At 43.4% G+C, this 17,468-nt stretch carries 13 protein-coding genes; 5 read left to right on the plus strand and 8 right to left on the minus strand.

Translation table 11 applies throughout. From position 1 onward, the window contains the following. Nucleotide 1: 1 nt before the first annotated feature. The 3 genes from I6E84_RS03755 to I6E84_RS03765 all read right to left on the minus strand — a co-directional run bounded on the left by I6E84_RS03755 (nt 2) and on the right by I6E84_RS03765 (nt 4,054). The gene (locus I6E84_RS03755; protein ID WP_110923025.1) at nt 2–2,047 is read right to left on the minus strand and encodes a BCCT family transporter; all 2,046 of its coding nucleotides are present in this window, start codon (nt 2,045–2,047) and stop codon (nt 2–4) included. A gap of 416 nt (nt 2,048–2,463) precedes the next feature. Then, nucleotides 2,464–2,907, minus strand: coding sequence for an HIT family protein (locus I6E84_RS03760; RefSeq protein ID WP_197100234.1), 444 nt, complete (start codon nt 2,905–2,907; stop codon nt 2,464–2,466). Nucleotides 2,908–3,034: 127 nt separating this feature from the next. Then, complete coding sequence (locus I6E84_RS03765) at nt 3,035–4,054, minus strand: hypothetical protein (protein WP_197216235.1); 1,020 nt, start codon at nt 4,052–4,054, stop codon at nt 3,035–3,037. Nucleotides 4,055–4,258: 204 nt separating this feature from the next. Here I6E84_RS03765 and I6E84_RS03770 point away from each other — a divergent pair, with 204 nt between their 5' ends. The 3 genes from I6E84_RS03770 to I6E84_RS03780 all read left to right on the plus strand — a co-directional run bounded on the left by I6E84_RS03770 (nt 4,259) and on the right by I6E84_RS03780 (nt 8,594). Next, nucleotides 4,259–5,062, plus strand: coding sequence for a hypothetical protein (locus I6E84_RS03770; protein WP_227681288.1), 804 nt, complete (start codon nt 4,259–4,261; stop codon nt 5,060–5,062). Nucleotides 5,063–5,242: 180 nt separating this feature from the next. Next, entirely contained in the window at nt 5,243–7,129 is a 1,887-nt protein-coding gene (ilvD, locus tag I6E84_RS03775) for a dihydroxy-acid dehydratase (protein ID WP_197216236.1), read from the plus strand. Nucleotides 7,130–7,346: 217 nt separating this feature from the next. After that, nucleotides 7,347–8,594: a cation:proton antiporter gene (locus I6E84_RS03780; protein WP_194197451.1), complete on the plus strand. Its 1,248-nt coding sequence runs from the start codon at nt 7,347–7,349 to the stop codon at nt 8,592–8,594. Nucleotides 8,595–8,611: 17 nt separating this feature from the next. Here the strand turns inward: I6E84_RS03780 and I6E84_RS03785 are convergent, their stop codons facing one another. The 4 genes from I6E84_RS03785 to I6E84_RS03800 all read right to left on the minus strand — a co-directional run bounded on the left by I6E84_RS03785 (nt 8,612) and on the right by I6E84_RS03800 (nt 13,507). Continuing rightward, nucleotides 8,612–10,009 carry a serine hydrolase domain-containing protein gene (locus I6E84_RS03785; RefSeq protein ID WP_197216237.1) on the minus strand — a complete coding sequence of 466 codons (1,398 nt, stop codon included), beginning with the start codon at nt 10,007–10,009 and terminating at the stop codon, nt 8,612–8,614. A 164-nt stretch (nt 10,010–10,173) separates the two neighbouring features. Continuing rightward, nucleotides 10,174–10,758, minus strand: a complete 585-nt coding sequence (locus I6E84_RS03790) for a beta-lactamase hydrolase domain-containing protein (RefSeq protein WP_197216239.1) — start codon at nt 10,756–10,758, stop codon at nt 10,174–10,176. Nucleotides 10,759–10,844: 86 nt separating this feature from the next. Further along, complete coding sequence (locus tag I6E84_RS03795) at nt 10,845–11,759, minus strand: MaoC family dehydratase (RefSeq protein ID WP_197216241.1); 915 nt, start codon at nt 11,757–11,759, stop codon at nt 10,845–10,847. A gap of 347 nt (nt 11,760–12,106) precedes the next feature. Next, entirely contained in the window at nt 12,107–13,507 is a 1,401-nt protein-coding gene (locus I6E84_RS03800; RefSeq protein WP_197216243.1) for a 3-oxoacyl-ACP reductase, read from the minus strand. A 569-nt stretch (nt 13,508–14,076) separates the two neighbouring features. Here I6E84_RS03800 and I6E84_RS03805 point away from each other — a divergent pair. Both I6E84_RS03805 and ppk2 read left to right on the plus strand, forming a co-directional pair. Then, the gene (locus I6E84_RS03805) at nt 14,077–15,618 is read left to right on the plus strand and encodes an acetyl-CoA C-acetyltransferase (RefSeq protein ID WP_197216245.1); all 1,542 of its coding nucleotides are present in this window, start codon (nt 14,077–14,079) and stop codon (nt 15,616–15,618) included. Between the two features lie 184 nt (nt 15,619–15,802). Then, nucleotides 15,803–16,882, plus strand: coding sequence for a polyphosphate kinase 2 (ppk2, locus tag I6E84_RS03810; RefSeq protein WP_265090846.1), 1,080 nt, complete (start codon nt 15,803–15,805; stop codon nt 16,880–16,882). Nucleotides 16,883–17,019: 137 nt separating this feature from the next. Here the strand turns inward: ppk2 and I6E84_RS03815 are convergent, their stop codons facing one another. Continuing rightward, the gene (locus I6E84_RS03815) at nt 17,020–17,367 is read right to left on the minus strand and encodes a PilZ domain-containing protein (RefSeq protein WP_110923035.1); all 348 of its coding nucleotides are present in this window, start codon (nt 17,365–17,367) and stop codon (nt 17,020–17,022) included. Nucleotides 17,368–17,468 lie beyond the last annotated feature (101 nt).

Here is a 17,468-nt window from a genome sequence, read left to right on the forward strand (position 1 = left end):
ATTATTTATCGAACACACTGCCCTGCTCTAATGTGATGTCTTCATCGTGCTCTTGCATACGCCATGGTAGGCTATCTGGAGACACGTTTAAAAAGTGCAGGTATTTTTCGAACTGGTCGATGATATCATTGATGACAGAGTCTGACTTATAACCATACAAATCATAGGTTTGACCGCCACGGCGCAGATATACTTCTGCACGGTGATGATGCTCTTGTGGCAAATCATTGGCCATTTTTTCAGTGTAATAATCAGGGGCATCATGCTCTGACAAGCGCACCTCATACCAGAATTCGACATCGTCACCGCGCTGTAGTTCCAGTATCGCGCGATTATTAATAGCATCATAATTCACAGATGGCTTCCAACCTGTTTCAGCGAACTTCTCTGAAACCTCAGTCATCGATGGCATGACTACGTTTTTGATATAGCTTAAAACTTTGTCTCGTGTAGGCTGATCGGTGATGTAATCAATACGATCGCGCCATGCTGATGAATTTAATAGATGCGGTGGTAGCTTGCTATTATTATCCAAACTTTGGTTACGATGACCTTCGATACGTAACGCACGCCACATACCAAACATCGCAATCAACATAATAACGGCAAATGGCAAGGCACTCACAATAGCGGCTGTTTGCAAGGCTTCTAGTCCACCAGCCAGTAACAGTGCTGACGCGACCGCACCTTCTGTAACGACCCAAAACGTCCGCTGCCACCATGGCGTATCACTACGGCCACCAGCTGCTAGCGCATCAATAACCAGTGAGCCAGAATCCGATGAGGTCACAAAAAAGGTAATAATTAATAAAACCGTCAATGAAGAGACGAATTGAGTAAATGGTAAGTTCTCTAATAGCTTAAACAAAGCAATCGCTTGGTTATTTTGCACGTCACCGATTAATGAGTTATAGCCATCAATCATAATCATGTTCAGCGCGGTGTCACCGAATACCGCAAACCAGAAAAAGGTAAAGAAAGTCGGTACTAACATCACCCCTAACACGAACTCACGAATCGTACGACCACGGCTAATTTTGGCGATAAACAAGCCGACAAACGGTGCCCATGCAATCGTCCATGCAAAGATAAATAACGTCCAGTTACCAATCCAGTCATTATGCTCATAAGCTTGCAGACTAAAGGTACGCTCAACAATATTACCCAAGTAGCTACCTGTATTTTCCATAAAGGCATTAAGGATAAATATTGTCGGTCCCACGATAAATACAAATAGCATCAAGGCGGTTGCCAATAGCATATTTAAGATAGACAGTCGCTTTACGCCTTTATCCATACCTGCCAGCACTGATGCCAGTGCAGCAGCGGTAATCACTGCAATGGCAATGACCTGAACGCCCGTACTAACGGGAACCAGATCTGGCATGAGATAATTCAGACCCGCGTTGATTTGCGATACTGATAGACCCAAACTGGTCGCGATACCAAACATGGTACCGACAATCGCAAACACATCGACCGCATGACCGATAGGGCCATGTATCTTATCGCCAATCAGAGGATATAGCGTGGATCGCATCGACAGCGGCAAACCATGGCGAAAGGAAAAATACGCCAGCGATAACCCTACTACTGCATAAATCGCCCAAATGTGAAAACCCCAATGGAAGTAAGCAATTTGCATCGCTTCTTTTGCAGCGGCAATGGTCTCTGGCGCAGACATGGGCGGACTGGCAAAATGCATGACAGGCTCTGCCACACCAAAGAAGAGCAGCGCAATCCCGTAGCCTGCCGAAAACAGCATGGCAAACCACTCTAGGAATTTATACTCAGCCTCTGCATGATCAGGTCCAAGCTTAATCCCGCCATAAGGCGAAAATGCTAATGCGATAATAAATAATAAGAACAATGCTACTGCCAGCATATAAAACCAACCAAACGTTTCAGTGGTAAAGTTCAGCACATCACTGAACAGCGCTCCCGCTGCATCAGGGTTGATAGCCGTACCAACCACCAATAACAGCATAATAATCGCTGCTGGTACAAACACTGGCAGTAAAATAGTCGAACGAGGTAATTTACTCATAAAAAATAATGTCCTCAAAATGAATCAAACGAACGTAGATAGGTATGATTTTTATCACACTCCTTTCAGAAACCCTAGGTAAGCACTGAATTCGTAACATTACTTCAAAGATTGTTACATGACTATTACCAAGCAATAAAAAAGGCAGCTTGTTAGCTGCCTTTTTATTGATATAGGCTTATTCGAGATTTATAACTGACATCTCAAGCGAGATTAATGCTTCTAGGGCGTGTCTTCATTTCAAAAATGGTGATAAAAATGAGATAAATTGGCGTCAAACAAGAAAAATAGCGCAGATAATATCGGGATATTAACCAGCTATTTGACGATGTTTGGCAAGATTTAGCCATTTTTAGCCCATTTAGATGACTATCGAGTGCATTGAAGACACGCCCTAATCTCTAATTGTATTTTATTTATTCAGCATCAATCACCGCCGCCAACTGCTTAGCCAAATTGGCCAACTGCTCTTGGTCAGCCATCACAGCAGCATGGCGACCCAGCTCATGAATACTGCTAGGAATCAAATGTATATGATAATGAAACACGGTCTGCCCTGCCTGCGCACCATTTAATTGCATTTGAATAATTCCTTCTCGCGCAAACACTTGGCGCTGGGCTTGCATGACTTTCTTAGACGTCATCAAAACAGCCGAGGCATACTCTGGCTCAAGATCTGCCAAATCAACAGCCTTTTGCTTCGGTATGACCAAAACGTGGCCTTCTGCTTGTGGCATGATATCCATAAAGGCAAGGGTTTTATCATCTTCATATACTTTATGATAGGGAATATCACCGTCTAGCATTTTGGCAAAAATGTTGTTGTTATCATAAGTAGTTTGTTGATTCAATTCAGTCATTATTTTTCCTTTGATTACATGATTATTAGATATTTCATTATATTTATAATGGTGCTGATCACTTTTTATATAGTGGACGAAATCCAAACTGAGTACAAGCCAACAATGTGAGATCAAGATTATTAAATCAATTATAACTGGCTTTATTAACGAGCTTTAAAAAAACACTTTTCCAAAAAACGAACCAGCCATAAAAAAATCGGATACCAAAAACGATAAACAGATATAAACCGTTGATATATAGATTATCGAACCATGCTTCTTGATCTATCAAGCCCAACGTAAACCAAGTGGTATTGGTCAAGAACCCCCACATACCAATCGCCATAAAAAATGCAAAAATAAGCGACCAAGCACAACTGCGTAAAAAAGACATGACACTGTGAATATTTCTAGGATCAATCTGCTGCATTCCCAGCCATTTCAGCGGCTTCCACAATACAATCGACAATGCCGCTAAGATAGGAACAAACATCATCACTCGGATAAAGTGGTAAAACATTGCGGCATCACCAAATGGAGAAGCCAAAAATGCCCATTCATCTCCAAAATATTTTTTCAGTATCTTTTCTTGTCCATTGTAATCACCAAATGACAAACTAAAGAGCTTCCTATTTTCGTTAAGTGGTGGTAGCGTCAAGTTATTATGTATCCAACCAATGCAGGCATTGACCCAGTCAGGCTGCCACACTAGGCTCAGATCTCTTATCCAGCAGCGGGTATACAATATATCGAAGAGTATGAATGCAAATAAAAATGCCAGTGATAGCGTTTCTAGTCGGTTAGGTGGCAACTTGCCATTGCTAGTAATCTGCTTATGTACCTGCTCTCTTTGCTCAATATCCTCTATGCTGTCTAACGTTTCATACACTTTGGCAGTAGCTTGAAACAGGTACGCATTTTTGCCTTTTATCAGCCGATACCAAAACTTAGGAACACTTAAGGCCACACATAAGAGCAAGAACCATACTGAGTTGAGGATTAGGTTTTGAATATCGTTGAATACTGGTATGCGTATACCAATAGAAAACAAACCAACGAAAAACCAAAATAGGCAGATGAGTAAGTAGTAGAAGAGATACTCTTCATAGAGACGGTCTGATGTCATCCATTCTTGGATAGATTCGTTATTGGAAGGGGTTTTCATTAGTTACTCTATCTGTGTGCTTATCTAGAAATTCGGTTGTATTCTACATTTTTTTAATAGACAAAATACGACTAGTTCATAATTAACTATTTACCCAATGATATTCTTTTATCAGCATACATCACTTCCTCAGATCACCAATTTATTAGCGAATCGCATCCTTAAAATGTTATATTAACACTCTATTTTAATAACATGATGTTTATGGACTCGCCTACCTTGACGACTCAATCAGATGACAATCACGCTCATTCCACACTCAATGACACGCCATCAATCTCTGTGTCCGATAACATAGTGTCAGCGAGCGATACGGAACAAACCAATGCTAATAATGGCGTGCAAACCAATGCTAATAATGGCGTGCAAACCCTTGCACCCAATACCATTATTTTGGCAGATGCTTTAACTGATAAAACAATCGCTTGGCGAATTCATAACTGTAAAATCAGCAAAAAAACCATTACTCAAGACTTGCCGCTGCCCTTTTTATATCACTATGACAGCTTAGACGATGTCATTAAACAGACGCATCCACTAACACCTGCTCTGTTGGCACAGTTCAATACCCCCATGACAGCACAAGCCGCTGCCAAGCTCATAGGAATTGATGCTGCACTACTCACTAGCCCTTGGCATGTCAAAGTCATTGGATCACTGGTTGTCTTCAGCGAAGCCTTACAACTAGCCATACGGCTACATTGGACCAACACAGGCAAAGACACTCAGCAGGTTTATACTAAAGACGACGCAGACGCGCTTACTACTGCGTTTAAAGAATGGCAGTTTTTTGGTCGTGTGGATGTGCTATATAAAAACACTCAGCAGACACTGGTCAGTATTGATGAACAAGCACTAGTCGCTAACGATCGAATCCTGAACATCGAGGTGAGTAGCGACTATCAGCTTTTGCCATCGACCCATGCGTTAGTGATTATCGCCAAACTGGAAGCTGATAAATCTGCCCTTCCTTGGTTTGAGACAGCGATATTAGAGCGTCTTGAATAGCACTTTTTTGATTCATCATTTATCATAAGCAACGAATTGTTTTTAGGTATTCATATCTAATGGTATGGTAACGACCTAGAATTATTCACTAGTCCTCACGCATCATAAAAAGCACACTATCAATATCACAGCTGAGGCTGCACATTTTCACAAACCTCGCCTATTTGTAAGGAATATCACATGGATTATCGCTCAAAAACCTCTACTGGTGGTCGTAATATGGCAGGCGCGCGCGCACTATGGCGTGCAACTGGCATGACTGACGGCGACTTTGGCAAGCCAATTATTGCCATTGCCAACTCATTTACCCAGTTTGTACCCGGTCACGTGCATCTAAAAGATCTTGGACAACTGGTCGCACGTGAGATTGAGCAAGCAGGCGGCGTTGCCAAAGAGTTCAATACTATTGCAGTCGATGATGGTATTGCCATGGGTCATAGCGGTATGTTGTACTCGCTACCTAGCCGCGACCTGATTGCTGACTCTGTCGAGTACATGGTCAATGCTCACTGCGCGGATGCGCTAGTGTGTATTTCTAACTGCGATAAAATCACACCGGGTATGTTGATGGCCGCCATGCGCCTTAATATCCCAGTGGTATTTATTTCAGGTGGCCCAATGGAAGCGGGCAAAATCTTAGCCAGTACCGTTGGTAAGAGTCACAATACTGATAGCAGTGACAGCAGCGCGGTTCGTAAACTCGACCTCGTCGATGCAATGATGGATGCCGCTGATGACAGTATTAGTGATGAAGATGTGGCCGCTATCGAAGCCTCAGCTTGTCCAACTTGTGGTTCATGCTCTGGTATGTTTACTGCTAACTCAATGAACTGCTTGACCGAAGCTTTAGGCTTGGCATTACCGGGTAATGGCTCACTACTTGCCACTCACTCACTACGTCGCGAGCTATTCTTAGAAGCGGGTCGTACCATTGTGTCATTGGCCAAACGTCGCTATGAGCAAGATGATGATTCAGTCTTACCACGCTCAATCGCTAGCAAAGCTGCTTTTGAAAACGCGATGACCTTGGATATCGCCATGGGTGGCTCGACCAATACTATCTTGCATCTGTTAGCGGCTGCTAATGAAGCAGAAATCGACTTTAAAATGCATGATATTGACCGTCTAAGCCGTGGTGTTCCTTGCCTTGCAAAAGTAGCCCCTGCCTCACAGAAATACCATATGGAAGATGTGCATCGTGCTGGTGGTGTCTTTGCGTTATTGGCTGAGCTTGATCGTGCCGGTCTCTTGAGCACTGACGTACCGACCATTCATAGTCCAACGATGAAAGCTGCGATTGATAAATGGGATATTATGAATCCTGATAACCTTGAGGCACGCGCACGCTTCCTGGCAGCGCCTGGTGGCGTACGTACCACTGAAGCATTTTCACAATCAAAAGAATGGTCAAATCTAGACGTCAACCGCGAGTCTGGTTGTATCCGTAGTGCCCAACATGCCTATTCTACAGATGGTGGTTTGGCCGTACTGTATGGCAATATCGCCGAGCGTGGCTGTGTGGTTAAAACCGCAGGCGTTGACGAAAGCATCTTAGTATTTACTGGTCGCGCGCGTCTATTTGAGTCACAAGATGATGCCGTCGCTGCGGTATTGGCTGATGATATCGTTGCCGGTGATGTGGTTATCATTCGCTACGAAGGCCCTAAAGGCGGCCCTGGTATGCAAGAAATGCTTTACCCAACGACTTACCTAAAGTCAAAAGGCTTAGGTAAAGAGTGTGCCCTACTCACCGATGGTCGCTTCTCTGGTGGGACATCAGGCCTATCAATCGGTCATGCCAGCCCTGAAGCAGCCGAAGGTGGTGCCATCGGTCTGGTTGAAGAAGGCGATACCATCCATATCGACATTCCTAACCGTACCATCAACATGCAAGTCAGTGATGCCGACTTGGCCGCACGCCGAGATGCGATGGAAGCACGCGGACGCGATGCATGGAAGCCTGTGAGCCGTGATCGTCATGTGACCCCTGCGCTACGTGCCTATGCTGCTATGACGACCAGTGCCGATACTGGTGCTGTCCGTGATGTGAGCCAAGTAGAACGCTAAAACGTGCAGACTGTGTTTTAAGGTAAATAAATTATCTTAAAACACATCAATCTACAGACCCATGAAAAGCCTGCATATCTTATGCAGGCTTTTTTTCACCAAAAAACAACGTAGCAGACGTTTTAATAACGATTTTTTGCGGTAATTGATTTTTTTTGGCGTCATGATAAGGGTTATCAAAACTGCCCCCTTAAAAACCACGACGTGCCTACTCCTTATGATCGAAAACTATAATTTATTCTTATTGATTTGCGGTGTCGCTTTCTTACTAGGAGCGTTGTTTCCTATTATGTTTAAACGCACGCCCGTCTCCTTACCTATGCTACAGGTCAGCTTTGGTCTAATCATGGGCTATTGGTGGACGAGCTTATCATTTTTAGATCCGATGGATAACGGTTTAATCATCGAAAAATTAACCGAAATCGTGGTGCTCGTGTCATTGGTAGGTGCTGGTATCAAGATTGATACCAAGCTGTCTTGGCGATTGTGGAGGCCGACAGTACGCCTATTACTGATTACCATGCCGATTGGTATCTTTGCGATGGCCATTTTGGGGTATTATGCGTTTGGTTTGAGCCTTGGAGCAGCTATTTTGTTAGGGGCTGTGCTAGCCCCAACCGATCCGGTATTGGCATCTAGCATTCAGGTAGGACCGCCTAATACGGGCGGCGAAGATACACCGAGATTTACCCTCACCTCAGAGGCAGGGCTTAACGACGGACTGGCGTTTCCCTTCGTTTATTTAGCAATAAAAATAGCGGAAGCATTTAGTGAAGGCAATCGTTTCACCAGTGAAATGCTCTGGTCATGGTTCACCCATGATGTACTGTGGAAAATTGGCGCAGGTTTGGTGGTGGGTATTGTCGTGGGTAAAGTCATGGCAAAGCTGGTATTTTCGAAATATAGCCAAGACACTACTATTTCTCAAGGTTATGTGGTCATCGCCCTGACACTCGTGGCATATGGATTAGCAGAGTTTGTACACAGTTATGGTTTTATCGCTGTCTTTATTGCGGCATTTGCCTTCCGGCGTTCAGAGCATGAGCACAGCTACCATCACAAACTCCATGATTTCGCAGAGCAATCCGAAGGTTTGCTTATGTCGCTCGTACTGGTTATGTTTGGCATTTTTCTAGGTCAAGGATTACAGTCAGGTGTGGAGCTGACGTGGCGTGTTTACATCGTCAGCTTCACCTTCTTATTATTGATACGTCCTATTGGTGGGTTTATCGCTTTATCAGGGCTGAATCTTCCTCGCACTGAAAAATACGCCATCTCAGCATTGGGCATCCGTGGTATTGGTACGTTGTACTATCTATCTTATGCGCTGAACCAAGGGTTCTTCGGTGATGAAGATGCACTCAAGTTATGGATTGTCTGCTCAATTGTGATTCTAGCCTCAATCTTCATTCATGGCTTGAGTGCAACTAGGCTACTTAAAATGACACCGAATAAGCCTCATTGAACTTATCAATAAGGTTTTTAAAGCGCTGCATCAATCATACTCAACACAGATTCCGTTAGCGCAAACTGACGGATATCATTGAGCATCGTTGAATCAAAATTATGGACAAAGGCAAATGACAACTGGCGCGCAGGGTCACACCAAGCAACTGAACCGTTGTAACCCATGTGTCCAAATCCTTGCTTGCTTGCATCCACCCCTTCACTAGCTTCGTTTTGACAAATATCAAACCGGCGATGATAACCCAAACGCCAATGCATCGCTGCTGGCATGACAGCATCTAGCCCTGTGACTTGCGGTGTAGATAGCTTCTCAAAGGTTGTGCTATCAATAAGTGTCTGTCCTTGCCACTCGCCGCCACTGGCAAGCATAGCATAAATGGTTGCCAAGGCCTGAGCTGAGGCGACACCATTGGCGGCTGGAATCACGGCCTGTAGCGTTTCACGACTATGATAATCGATCGCTTGTTTTCCAACTGGTATGAGCGCTGCCTTATAATTTTTTAGATTGAGCTTGCTCGTGTCAAAGTACAAACGATTAATATAAGCTGTGTCCAACTTAGGCAAGTTGGTTCGCTCATCAGCTTGACCAATATCTGCTGATGTTATATTCGCTAAGGCTTGCTGCTGCCAACATGCATAACTAGGCAGGTTTTCATAAGCACGCAAGACACTTTGCGAATCTACTTTTAAGGTTGGTTTTTGACGTTTACTACGCAGTTGTGCGTTTTCTTCATTTGATGACTCAAAATCTTTGGCCAGCTTTGCCACTTGGTTAACTTTGCTTGCTGGTACGCCAAAGTAACAGCTATCAGCAATACCTAAAGGCTCAGTGAGATAACGGAGCAGCGCTTCAGCTAAAGACAGTTCAGTAACGGCTTCTATGACACCGCCCAATACCCAACCATAGACTAAAGCACTATAGGCGCTGTCATATAGCTCGGCATGGTCTGGTGCAGTGATCGGCATTGCAGCAACCGTCTTGAGCATGTATTCCCAATCAAGCAAGGCTTCACTGTCTACCTCGATACTTTGAATGGAAAATAAATTGGCTTGGTGTGACATCACATGGCGTAGCGTAAGCTTACCTTTACCCTGTGCCGCAAATGCTGGCCAATAGTGTGCAATAGGCGTGTCATAATCAAGCACCTGCTGCGAAACCAATACATGTACCAACGTCGCCAATATACCTTTACCTGTCGAAAAGTTAATTGCTAAAGTGTAAGGCTGCCATGACATGTCTAAACGTGCCAACCCCGTACTTGCCTGAGCAACACACTTACCAGCCTGATAGACAACCACCGCACCACCTGCTGGGGCATCATCAAGCTGTAAATCGGTGAGCAGTTGCTGTAAGTGCTGCTGAAGTTGTGTATTAATCTGATTATTATGATCAGTTTTATTATTATCGGTCATAGTTTTCCTGCTTTGTTTTGTAGAATAGCTAAGTATAAAAAACCTTAGCGCTTAATATTATACCAATCCCAAAAAGTACGATTAGCGGTTTAAACTTGTTTTTATTTACTCAAAAAAAAGGCCACCTATCGGTCGCCTTTTTACTCGTCAAACATGCTTATACTTTAACGTGGTACCAATAGACGATTATGGACTTCTTCGGCAAGCTTAGTCAAACCATGACTGCGCCCACGTTCCATAGCAGTATCCATCTTACGCCCACGCAACCAACCTGCACGCAGGGCAATGGCCGCGCCTACTCTGTTACCAGTTCCGCAATGTACGGCGATTTTCTTGCCATGATTTTGGCGTAAAATGTTGTCAAACGCCAATATTTTCAGCTGTTTTAAATCCGCCGCGCCGCTAATAGGCAGATGCTCATAGTGCATACCTGCCTGCTCGACCGCTGATGATTCATCAAAGCTCAATTCATCATCAGGCTGCAAATTAATCACTAGCTCGACACCCGCTTTCGCTAAAGCTACCACCTTTTCGTCATCGAGTGCACCGCATACAATGGTGTTGTCATCAGGACGAAAATAAGGCTCAAAAATAGCAGCTAGATCGACACCATTATCAGGAGCGTCTTGGTCAGGTGTGACGTTTGTAGTCTCAGCCTCATTGTTAGCAACGTCGTTGTTAGCGACATCGTCATTGGCAGCTGAATTATCAAGTTGTTCTGGGCTTTTTGCTTCCGTATGTGCAGTCATAAGTATAAAGTTGTTCGTTAAGTTTGCTATTGAAATAGTTGTTAGTTAAACGGCAGTCATGTTACTGACTGTTATGCTAGCTTTTGTTAACTATCACTCTGTAATTTAACAATACCTGCCAAATGCGGCTTGTCATTCTTAGAGCTATATAGGCCAAACTCACAAGTGCCATCTGCGCTCTCAAGCTGCGCTACCGGATCAGCAATGAGTTCGACTTCTGCTGGCAAAAATATAGGCAGTTTGAACGATACATCAACGGTACAAGCGTCTGGCAACTCATCCATCATGGCAAGACACTTGGCCTTTGACCACATACCATGGGCGATGGCTTTAGGGAAGCCAAAAGCGCGCGCAGATAATGGATGTAAGTGGATAAGGTTAAAGTCGCCTGACACAAAGGCATAACGACGACCGATATCTTCTGGTACTTCAAAGATACTGTGTACGCCTTTTGGATTGACTGAGGGTTTGACCACGACTGGACGCGGTGTGCTTTTTTTGTCTTTGCTACGGCTTGGTTGTTTGCTACGTGACAGATAAGTCGATGTCCCTTCCCAAATCACCTTGTCTTCTGATTTTACCGTTGTCACAAAATCAAACTGCTGACCTTGAGCATGGTCACGCAAGTTATCAAAGGTGACAGACATAGCGACCGTTTCACGTTCACCAATTGGACGATACTGGGTCACACTGTTATCGACGTGTACCAACCCCAGCATAGCAAATGGGAACGGCTCTTTGACCATCATGTTCATTTGCAGCGTTTGAGACAGCACCGAAAAATACGTAATCGGGATATTGCCATTATCAGCAAAACCGCAAATTTTACGATAATCGTTTAAATTACCCTGATCGATGTGCAGATCGTCCACATAATAGGTCGATTGCGGCAACTGATCTCTACTAACTTTACCATTATTGACGATAGGCAATAAACTTTTGACGATATTGGCGTAGGTCGTATGCGCTTTTGGCAGCGCATCATAATGCTTGTCTGACATAATAAATCCTAAGTGGGGCTTGAGCAAATTTTCTTGGTGCATACAGAGATGCTATAAAGTCGTTCGTTAAGGCTTACCAGTAAACAGTATCTTAAGCGCTATACTCAATCCAAAGTATAAGTAATCTACGTGATTTTTAATACAAGTTACAAGCACTTATTATAACGAAACATAATTTGGCTGATGGTTTCTATGTTTTTATCATAAAAAAGCCACCCTCGGGCAGCTTTATTACGATTTATCAGCAATTTTTTCGTAAGCATACGTGAGGTAAATAATAAATAATTCACTATATTATATATTTATAATAGGCTTAATCATTACCTCTGTCTACTTAGAAATAGGTGTTAGGCCCCTAGTAAGCTCTGACCACAAACACGAACAACGTTACCGTTCAAGCCGCCAGAAGCAGGTGATGCAAACCATGCGATGGTCTCAGCAACATCTACTGGCAAGCCGCCTTGGCTCATTGAGTTCATGCGACGACCAGCTTCACGAATAGCAAATGGAATCGCTTCAGTCATTTGAGTTTCGATGAATCCTGGTGCCACTGCATTTATGGTCATACCTTTAGCATTGTTTTCTAGTTGCTTAGCAGTCGCATCAACCAGACCAATAACACCCGCTTTCGAGGTCGCATAGTTGGTTTGACCCAAGTTGCCAGCGATACCTGAAATTGACGACACACAGACGATACGTGCATTTTCTTTTAGCACGTCATTGTCTAGTAAGTAACGATTTAGCCTAGCAATACTGCCTAGGTTGATATCGATAACCATGTCCCATTTTTTCTCGTCCATGTTTGCCAATGTCTTATCACGTGTGACACCAGCATTATGGATAATAGAATCTAGACCGCCACGCTTTTGTGCTGCTTCAGCGATTTCTTTGCCTGCGTCATCACTAGTGATGTCAACGGTCACGACTGAACCACTGATTTCACTCGCGACTTTTTGTAGATCAGCTTGCTGCTGCGGCACATCGAGACAGATAACGTGAGCGCCTTCACGAGCCAACACACGAGCGATTGCTTCACCGATACCGCGACTTGCGCCAGTCACTAGCATGGTTTTGCCACCTAGAGGCTGCGTCCAATCTACTTCAACTGATTCGCCTTTGTTAACACGCACAACTTGTCCTGAGACATACGCTGAACGAGCTGAGGTGAAAAAGCGTAACGTCGAATCTAGATTTTGCTCTGCACCTTCTTCAACATAAACAAGCTGTGCCGTAACACCGCGCTTAAATTCTTTACCGACAGACTTTACAAAGCCTTCAAGTGAGCGCTGAGCCATTGCTGCTTCGATGTCAGTGATGTTTTCTGGTGTACGACCAACGATAATGACTCGACCAGACTTATCGACACGGCGAGCAACAGCATGGAAGAATTCATACACTTCTTTGAGCTGCTCAGCATTGACAATATTACTGGCATCAAACAATAGAACTTTGAATTTGTCATCGCCACCAGTATTGGCTTTTGCTTCGATGCTCGCATCAGCCAATTCATCTTTGATATCGTCACTGCTGTTCACATAAACGTCAGCATGTACATCTGACAAAATACGTGAGATCGATGCGCTAACGCTTTTATCCTCGCCCTTAGCACGACCAACCAACACACTACCGCGTACTAAATTCTCACCACTCTCGAAACGATCAAGAGTCACTGGTAATGGCAAACCCAAATTTTTGGCCACTTTTTTGCCAAGAGAAGACTGAACAAAATCACCGTAACGGTCTGACATAATATAATCCTTATAAAAATGATTAAAATAAAAAATGCAATGTGCCTATCATATAGACTCGGCAACATTATAATTATTGATATTTAGTAAGTGCGTACAAAACTGGCCTAACTATACACTGCCATCATAAACAAGTCCAAAAACTGACAATGTCCACAAAAATCTGTAAACAAGCAAGTACACAAGACGGCCGCTTTTTCTAGATTTAAAAACCATAACATTATGCTAAAATCAGACCTATAAGTTATGGTAAATAGAATTATCGATAACAATATATTATCAAAACAGCTTTTATGCAATGTTAATAGTCAATACCAGCCAGTCTACAAAAGTTATATTATTAACTGTTTTCAAAGCCAGTATCAACCTTATATATAAGTGTCACATAGTTTGCTAAAGATATACAGTAAGGTCGTAAAAACACTTTATCCTAAACAGCCATAACGCATAATAAATGATAATATTTACCTCTTATCTATTTTGAATCTCTTAACTGTATTTTTTAATTCAATTGAATTTTTTATTATTACCCTCTTTTTCTTCTACCCATATTTTTTAAGGATAATATTATGAGTAATAAAAATAACCACCCTGATAGCCCTGTTATCGAAAGCACTGTCGTAAAAACCAGTGATACAAAAAATGAAAACTCACAAGCAACCTCTACTGATAGCACTAAAAAAGAAACAGCTGTCAAAAGAACTGCAAGTGCTTCGGCTAAAGAAGCTGAAACGGTTGAGGACAAAAAAGTAACTGAGGATAAATCAGCAACGACTGTTGTCAAAACTTCTGCCACTGCTAAAAAGACCAGCAAAGCGAAGCCTGCTTCAAATCTAAACCGAGTGGCTATTCTAGGGGGCAACCGTATCCCGTTTGCTCGCTCAAACGGCTCATACGCTGATGTCAGCAACACAGACATGCTAACGGCTGCTTTAGATGGTTTGGTTGAGCGTTACAACCTACAAGGCGAGACATTAGGTGAAGTGGTATCTGGCGCTGTCATGAAACTGAGCCGCGATATCAACCTAACTCGTGAAGCAACATTAAACACAGCATTGAACCCGCACACGCCAACTTATGACATCTCACAAGCTTGTGGTACTGGCTTACAAGCGACCTTTGCCTCTGCAAACAAAATTGCACTTGGTCTGATTGATTCAGCCATCACTGGCGGCGTAGACACGACCTCTGATGCGCCTATCGCAGTTGGCGATGGCCTACGTAAAGTACTTATCAAACTGGGTGCCGCAAAAGACAACAAGCAACGCCTAAAAGCATTGATGGGTCTAAACCCAAAAGACTTGATTGATTCACCGCAAAACGGCGAGCCACGCACTGGTTTGTCAATGGGTGAGCACCAAGCGATCACGACGCTTGAGTGGAACATCAGCCGCGAAGCCCAAGATGAGCTGGCTTTTAATAGCCATCAAAACCTAGCACGCGCTTATGACGACGGTTTCTTTGACGACTTGATCACGCCTTACAAAGGTCTGACTCGCGACAACAACTTGCGTCCAGACACCACTTTAGAAAAACTGGCGAAGCTAAAACCAGTATTTGGCAAAAGAAACGCCAACCCAACGATGACTGCCGCCAACTCTACACCGCTAACTGACGGTGCTTCTTGTGTGCTATTGGGTACGGATGAGTGGGCAAAAGAGCATGGTCTAAAGCCATTGGCTTATATCGTACATCAAGAAACGGCTGCGGTTGACTTCATTGGTAAATCTGGCACAACGGAAGGCCTGCTAATGGCACCAGCATACGCCGTACCGCGTATGCTTGAGCGTGCTGGTCTGACGCTGCAAGATTTTGACTTTTATGAGATTCATGAAGCCTTTGCTTCACAAGTATTGTCAACACTTGCGTCGTGGGAAGATGAGAAATTCTGTGAAGAGCGCCTAGGATTAGAGGCACCACTAGGATCTATCGATCGTAGCAAACTGAACGTTAATGGCTCATCATTGGCTGCAGGTCATCCATTTGCTGCTACTGGTGGTCGTATCTTAGCAACTGCTGCTAAATTACTAGATCAAAAAGGCTCAGGCCGTGCACTTATCTCTATCTGCGCAGCAGGTGGTCAAGGTGTGACTTGCATTCTAGAAAAATAATCTGGATTGCATTTAGTTTAAAAAAAGAGATATGCTGATCTATTATTTTAATCAGTATCTGTCTGTAAAAAATGCCCTTTAAGTTAATTAAAGGGCATTTTTTATTGCCTATAGTTTGTTATTATAAAAGTGAACCAGGAGTAGTATCTTACAAAATCCAATATGCCAACCAAAGGTAATATTTATGGGTAAGACAAAATATTTATTAGAAAAACTAAGGGAAGTCATTTTTGGTTCTGAAAAATTTGTGATGTCAGAACCACGTACAACGACTGATTTTGAATCTTTAGCAACTAAAGAGCATGTAGATCAATACAATCGAGAACAAGCTATTCTTTCAGAGCGTATCGAGAAAGAAGTTCTGGATGATGAGTTGCGTCGAAAAATGCATCAAGATTTAATCGATACCTATGATGAAGAATTAGAAAATGAAATAGATGACTGTGCACGTGATTTTCGTTTTGATGGCCGCGAGATGAGCGAGCAGGAAAAGCTAGACCGACGAACATACTTTCATGAATTAGTCCGGCTACAACGCGAGCTTATAAAGCTACAAGATTGGGTTGTGGATCGCGGTGAGCGCATCGTCGTCATCTTTGAAGGGCGTGATTCTGCTGGTAAAGGTGGTGCCATCAAGCGTATTACTCAGCGTTTAAACCCTAGAGTGTGCCGTGTTGCCGCATTACCTGCTCCCACGGAACGCGAGCAGACGCAGTGGTATTTTCAGCGCTATGTCGCCCACTTACCAGCAGCTGGTGAAATTGTACTGTTTGACCGTAGTTGGTATAACCGCGGCGGTGTTGAGCACGTGATGGGCTTCTGTACAGATGCACAGTATGAAGAGTTTTTTCAATCAGTACCTGAGTTTGAACGTATGCTCGTACGCTCAGGTATTCGCCTAGTAAAATACTGGTTTTCTATTACCGATGACGAGCAACATGCGCGATTTATGAGCCGGATATATGATCCGCTTAAGCAGTGGAAACTCTCACCGATGGACTTACAGTCGCGCCGACGTTGGGAAGATTACACCAAAGCAAAAGAAACCATGTTTGAGCGCACTCACATTCCTGAAGCGCCGTGGTGGGTGGTCGAGGGCAATAATAAAAAACGTGCTAGGCTGAACTGCATTGCCCATTTACTCGAACAAATTCCTTATAAAGAAGTGCCACGTGACGAGGTCGAATTACCCAATCGAAAACGCGATGATGAATATTACCGTGAACCTATCCCAAACGACATGTATGTGCCACCGCGCTATTAGAACACTCTCACATTCCGCCAGTTTTTTATATTTTTGCTAAAAAGCAGCCTTATACCAAGTATAAGGCTGCTTTTCTATAGTGGCATTTGTTCAAAACTAATTATCGTAATGGATAAAAATATTAATGGTTGTAAAGACTACATCGTATAAGTCGCCTGCAAACCATCTACTTTACCAGCCAATAGTCGCTCAACTTCGTTTTTGATTCGCTGACCAGAAATATCTGTCCCAATCTGTACGGCAAAACCTGCTGGACGACCACCTTGTGTTTTAGAGTTTATCCAAACCACCTTACCGTTCATAGGTAAGCGCTCGCTAGAGTTCGGTAAGGTAACCGCGATAAACACTTCATCACCTAGCTGTTGATCTTGAGTCGAAGGTACAAACAATGCACCATTACTCACAAAGGATAAGTAGCTAGCATATAGCATTTCGATATTTTCAATATGGCAGGTTAATACCCCACCGCGTCCTGGCATCGCCATAGTTAGCTTCCTTTATTAATTGGGTTAAGTATATTTTTATGAGTGACTAACGGTATGTAGAGCAAAGCATTGCGTCAATTACCAAACGATAATAAAATGCC

This window comes from Psychrobacter sp. SCQQ22, from assembly GCF_015864605.1.
In the GTDB taxonomy this organism is placed as follows: domain Bacteria; phylum Pseudomonadota; class Gammaproteobacteria; order Pseudomonadales; family Moraxellaceae; genus Psychrobacter; species Psychrobacter fozii.

What these genes read in the sequence shown, in the direction of transcription:
- I6E84_RS03755 (WP_110923025.1), bottom strand. Translation starts at nt 2,047, where the DNA reads ATGAGTAAATTACCTCGTTCGACTATTTTACTGCCAGTGTTTGTACCA.
- I6E84_RS03760 (WP_197100234.1), bottom strand. Translation starts at nt 2,907, where the DNA reads ATGACTGAATTGAATCAACAAACTACTTATGATAACAACAACATTTTT.
- I6E84_RS03765 (WP_197216235.1), bottom strand. Translation starts at nt 4,054, where the DNA reads ATGAAAACCCCTTCCAATAACGAATCTATCCAAGAATGGATGACATCA.
- I6E84_RS03770 (WP_227681288.1), top strand. Translation starts at nt 4,259, where the DNA reads ATGGACTCGCCTACCTTGACGACTCAATCAGATGACAATCACGCTCAT.
- ilvD (WP_197216236.1), top strand. Translation starts at nt 5,243, where the DNA reads ATGGATTATCGCTCAAAAACCTCTACTGGTGGTCGTAATATGGCAGGC.
- I6E84_RS03780 (WP_194197451.1), top strand. Translation starts at nt 7,347, where the DNA reads ATGATCGAAAACTATAATTTATTCTTATTGATTTGCGGTGTCGCTTTC.
- I6E84_RS03785 (WP_197216237.1), bottom strand. Translation starts at nt 10,009, where the DNA reads ATGACCGATAATAATAAAACTGATCATAATAATCAGATTAATACACAA.
- I6E84_RS03790 (WP_197216239.1), bottom strand. Translation starts at nt 10,758, where the DNA reads ATGACTGCACATACGGAAGCAAAAAGCCCAGAACAACTTGATAATTCA.
- I6E84_RS03795 (WP_197216241.1), bottom strand. Translation starts at nt 11,759, where the DNA reads ATGTCAGACAAGCATTATGATGCGCTGCCAAAAGCGCATACGACCTAC.
- I6E84_RS03800 (WP_197216243.1), bottom strand. Translation starts at nt 13,507, where the DNA reads ATGTCAGACCGTTACGGTGATTTTGTTCAGTCTTCTCTTGGCAAAAAA.
- I6E84_RS03805 (WP_197216245.1), top strand. Translation starts at nt 14,077, where the DNA reads ATGAGTAATAAAAATAACCACCCTGATAGCCCTGTTATCGAAAGCACT.
- ppk2 (WP_265090846.1), top strand. Translation starts at nt 15,803, where the DNA reads ATGGGTAAGACAAAATATTTATTAGAAAAACTAAGGGAAGTCATTTTT.
- I6E84_RS03815 (WP_110923035.1), bottom strand. Translation starts at nt 17,367, where the DNA reads ATGGCGATGCCAGGACGCGGTGGGGTATTAACCTGCCATATTGAAAAT.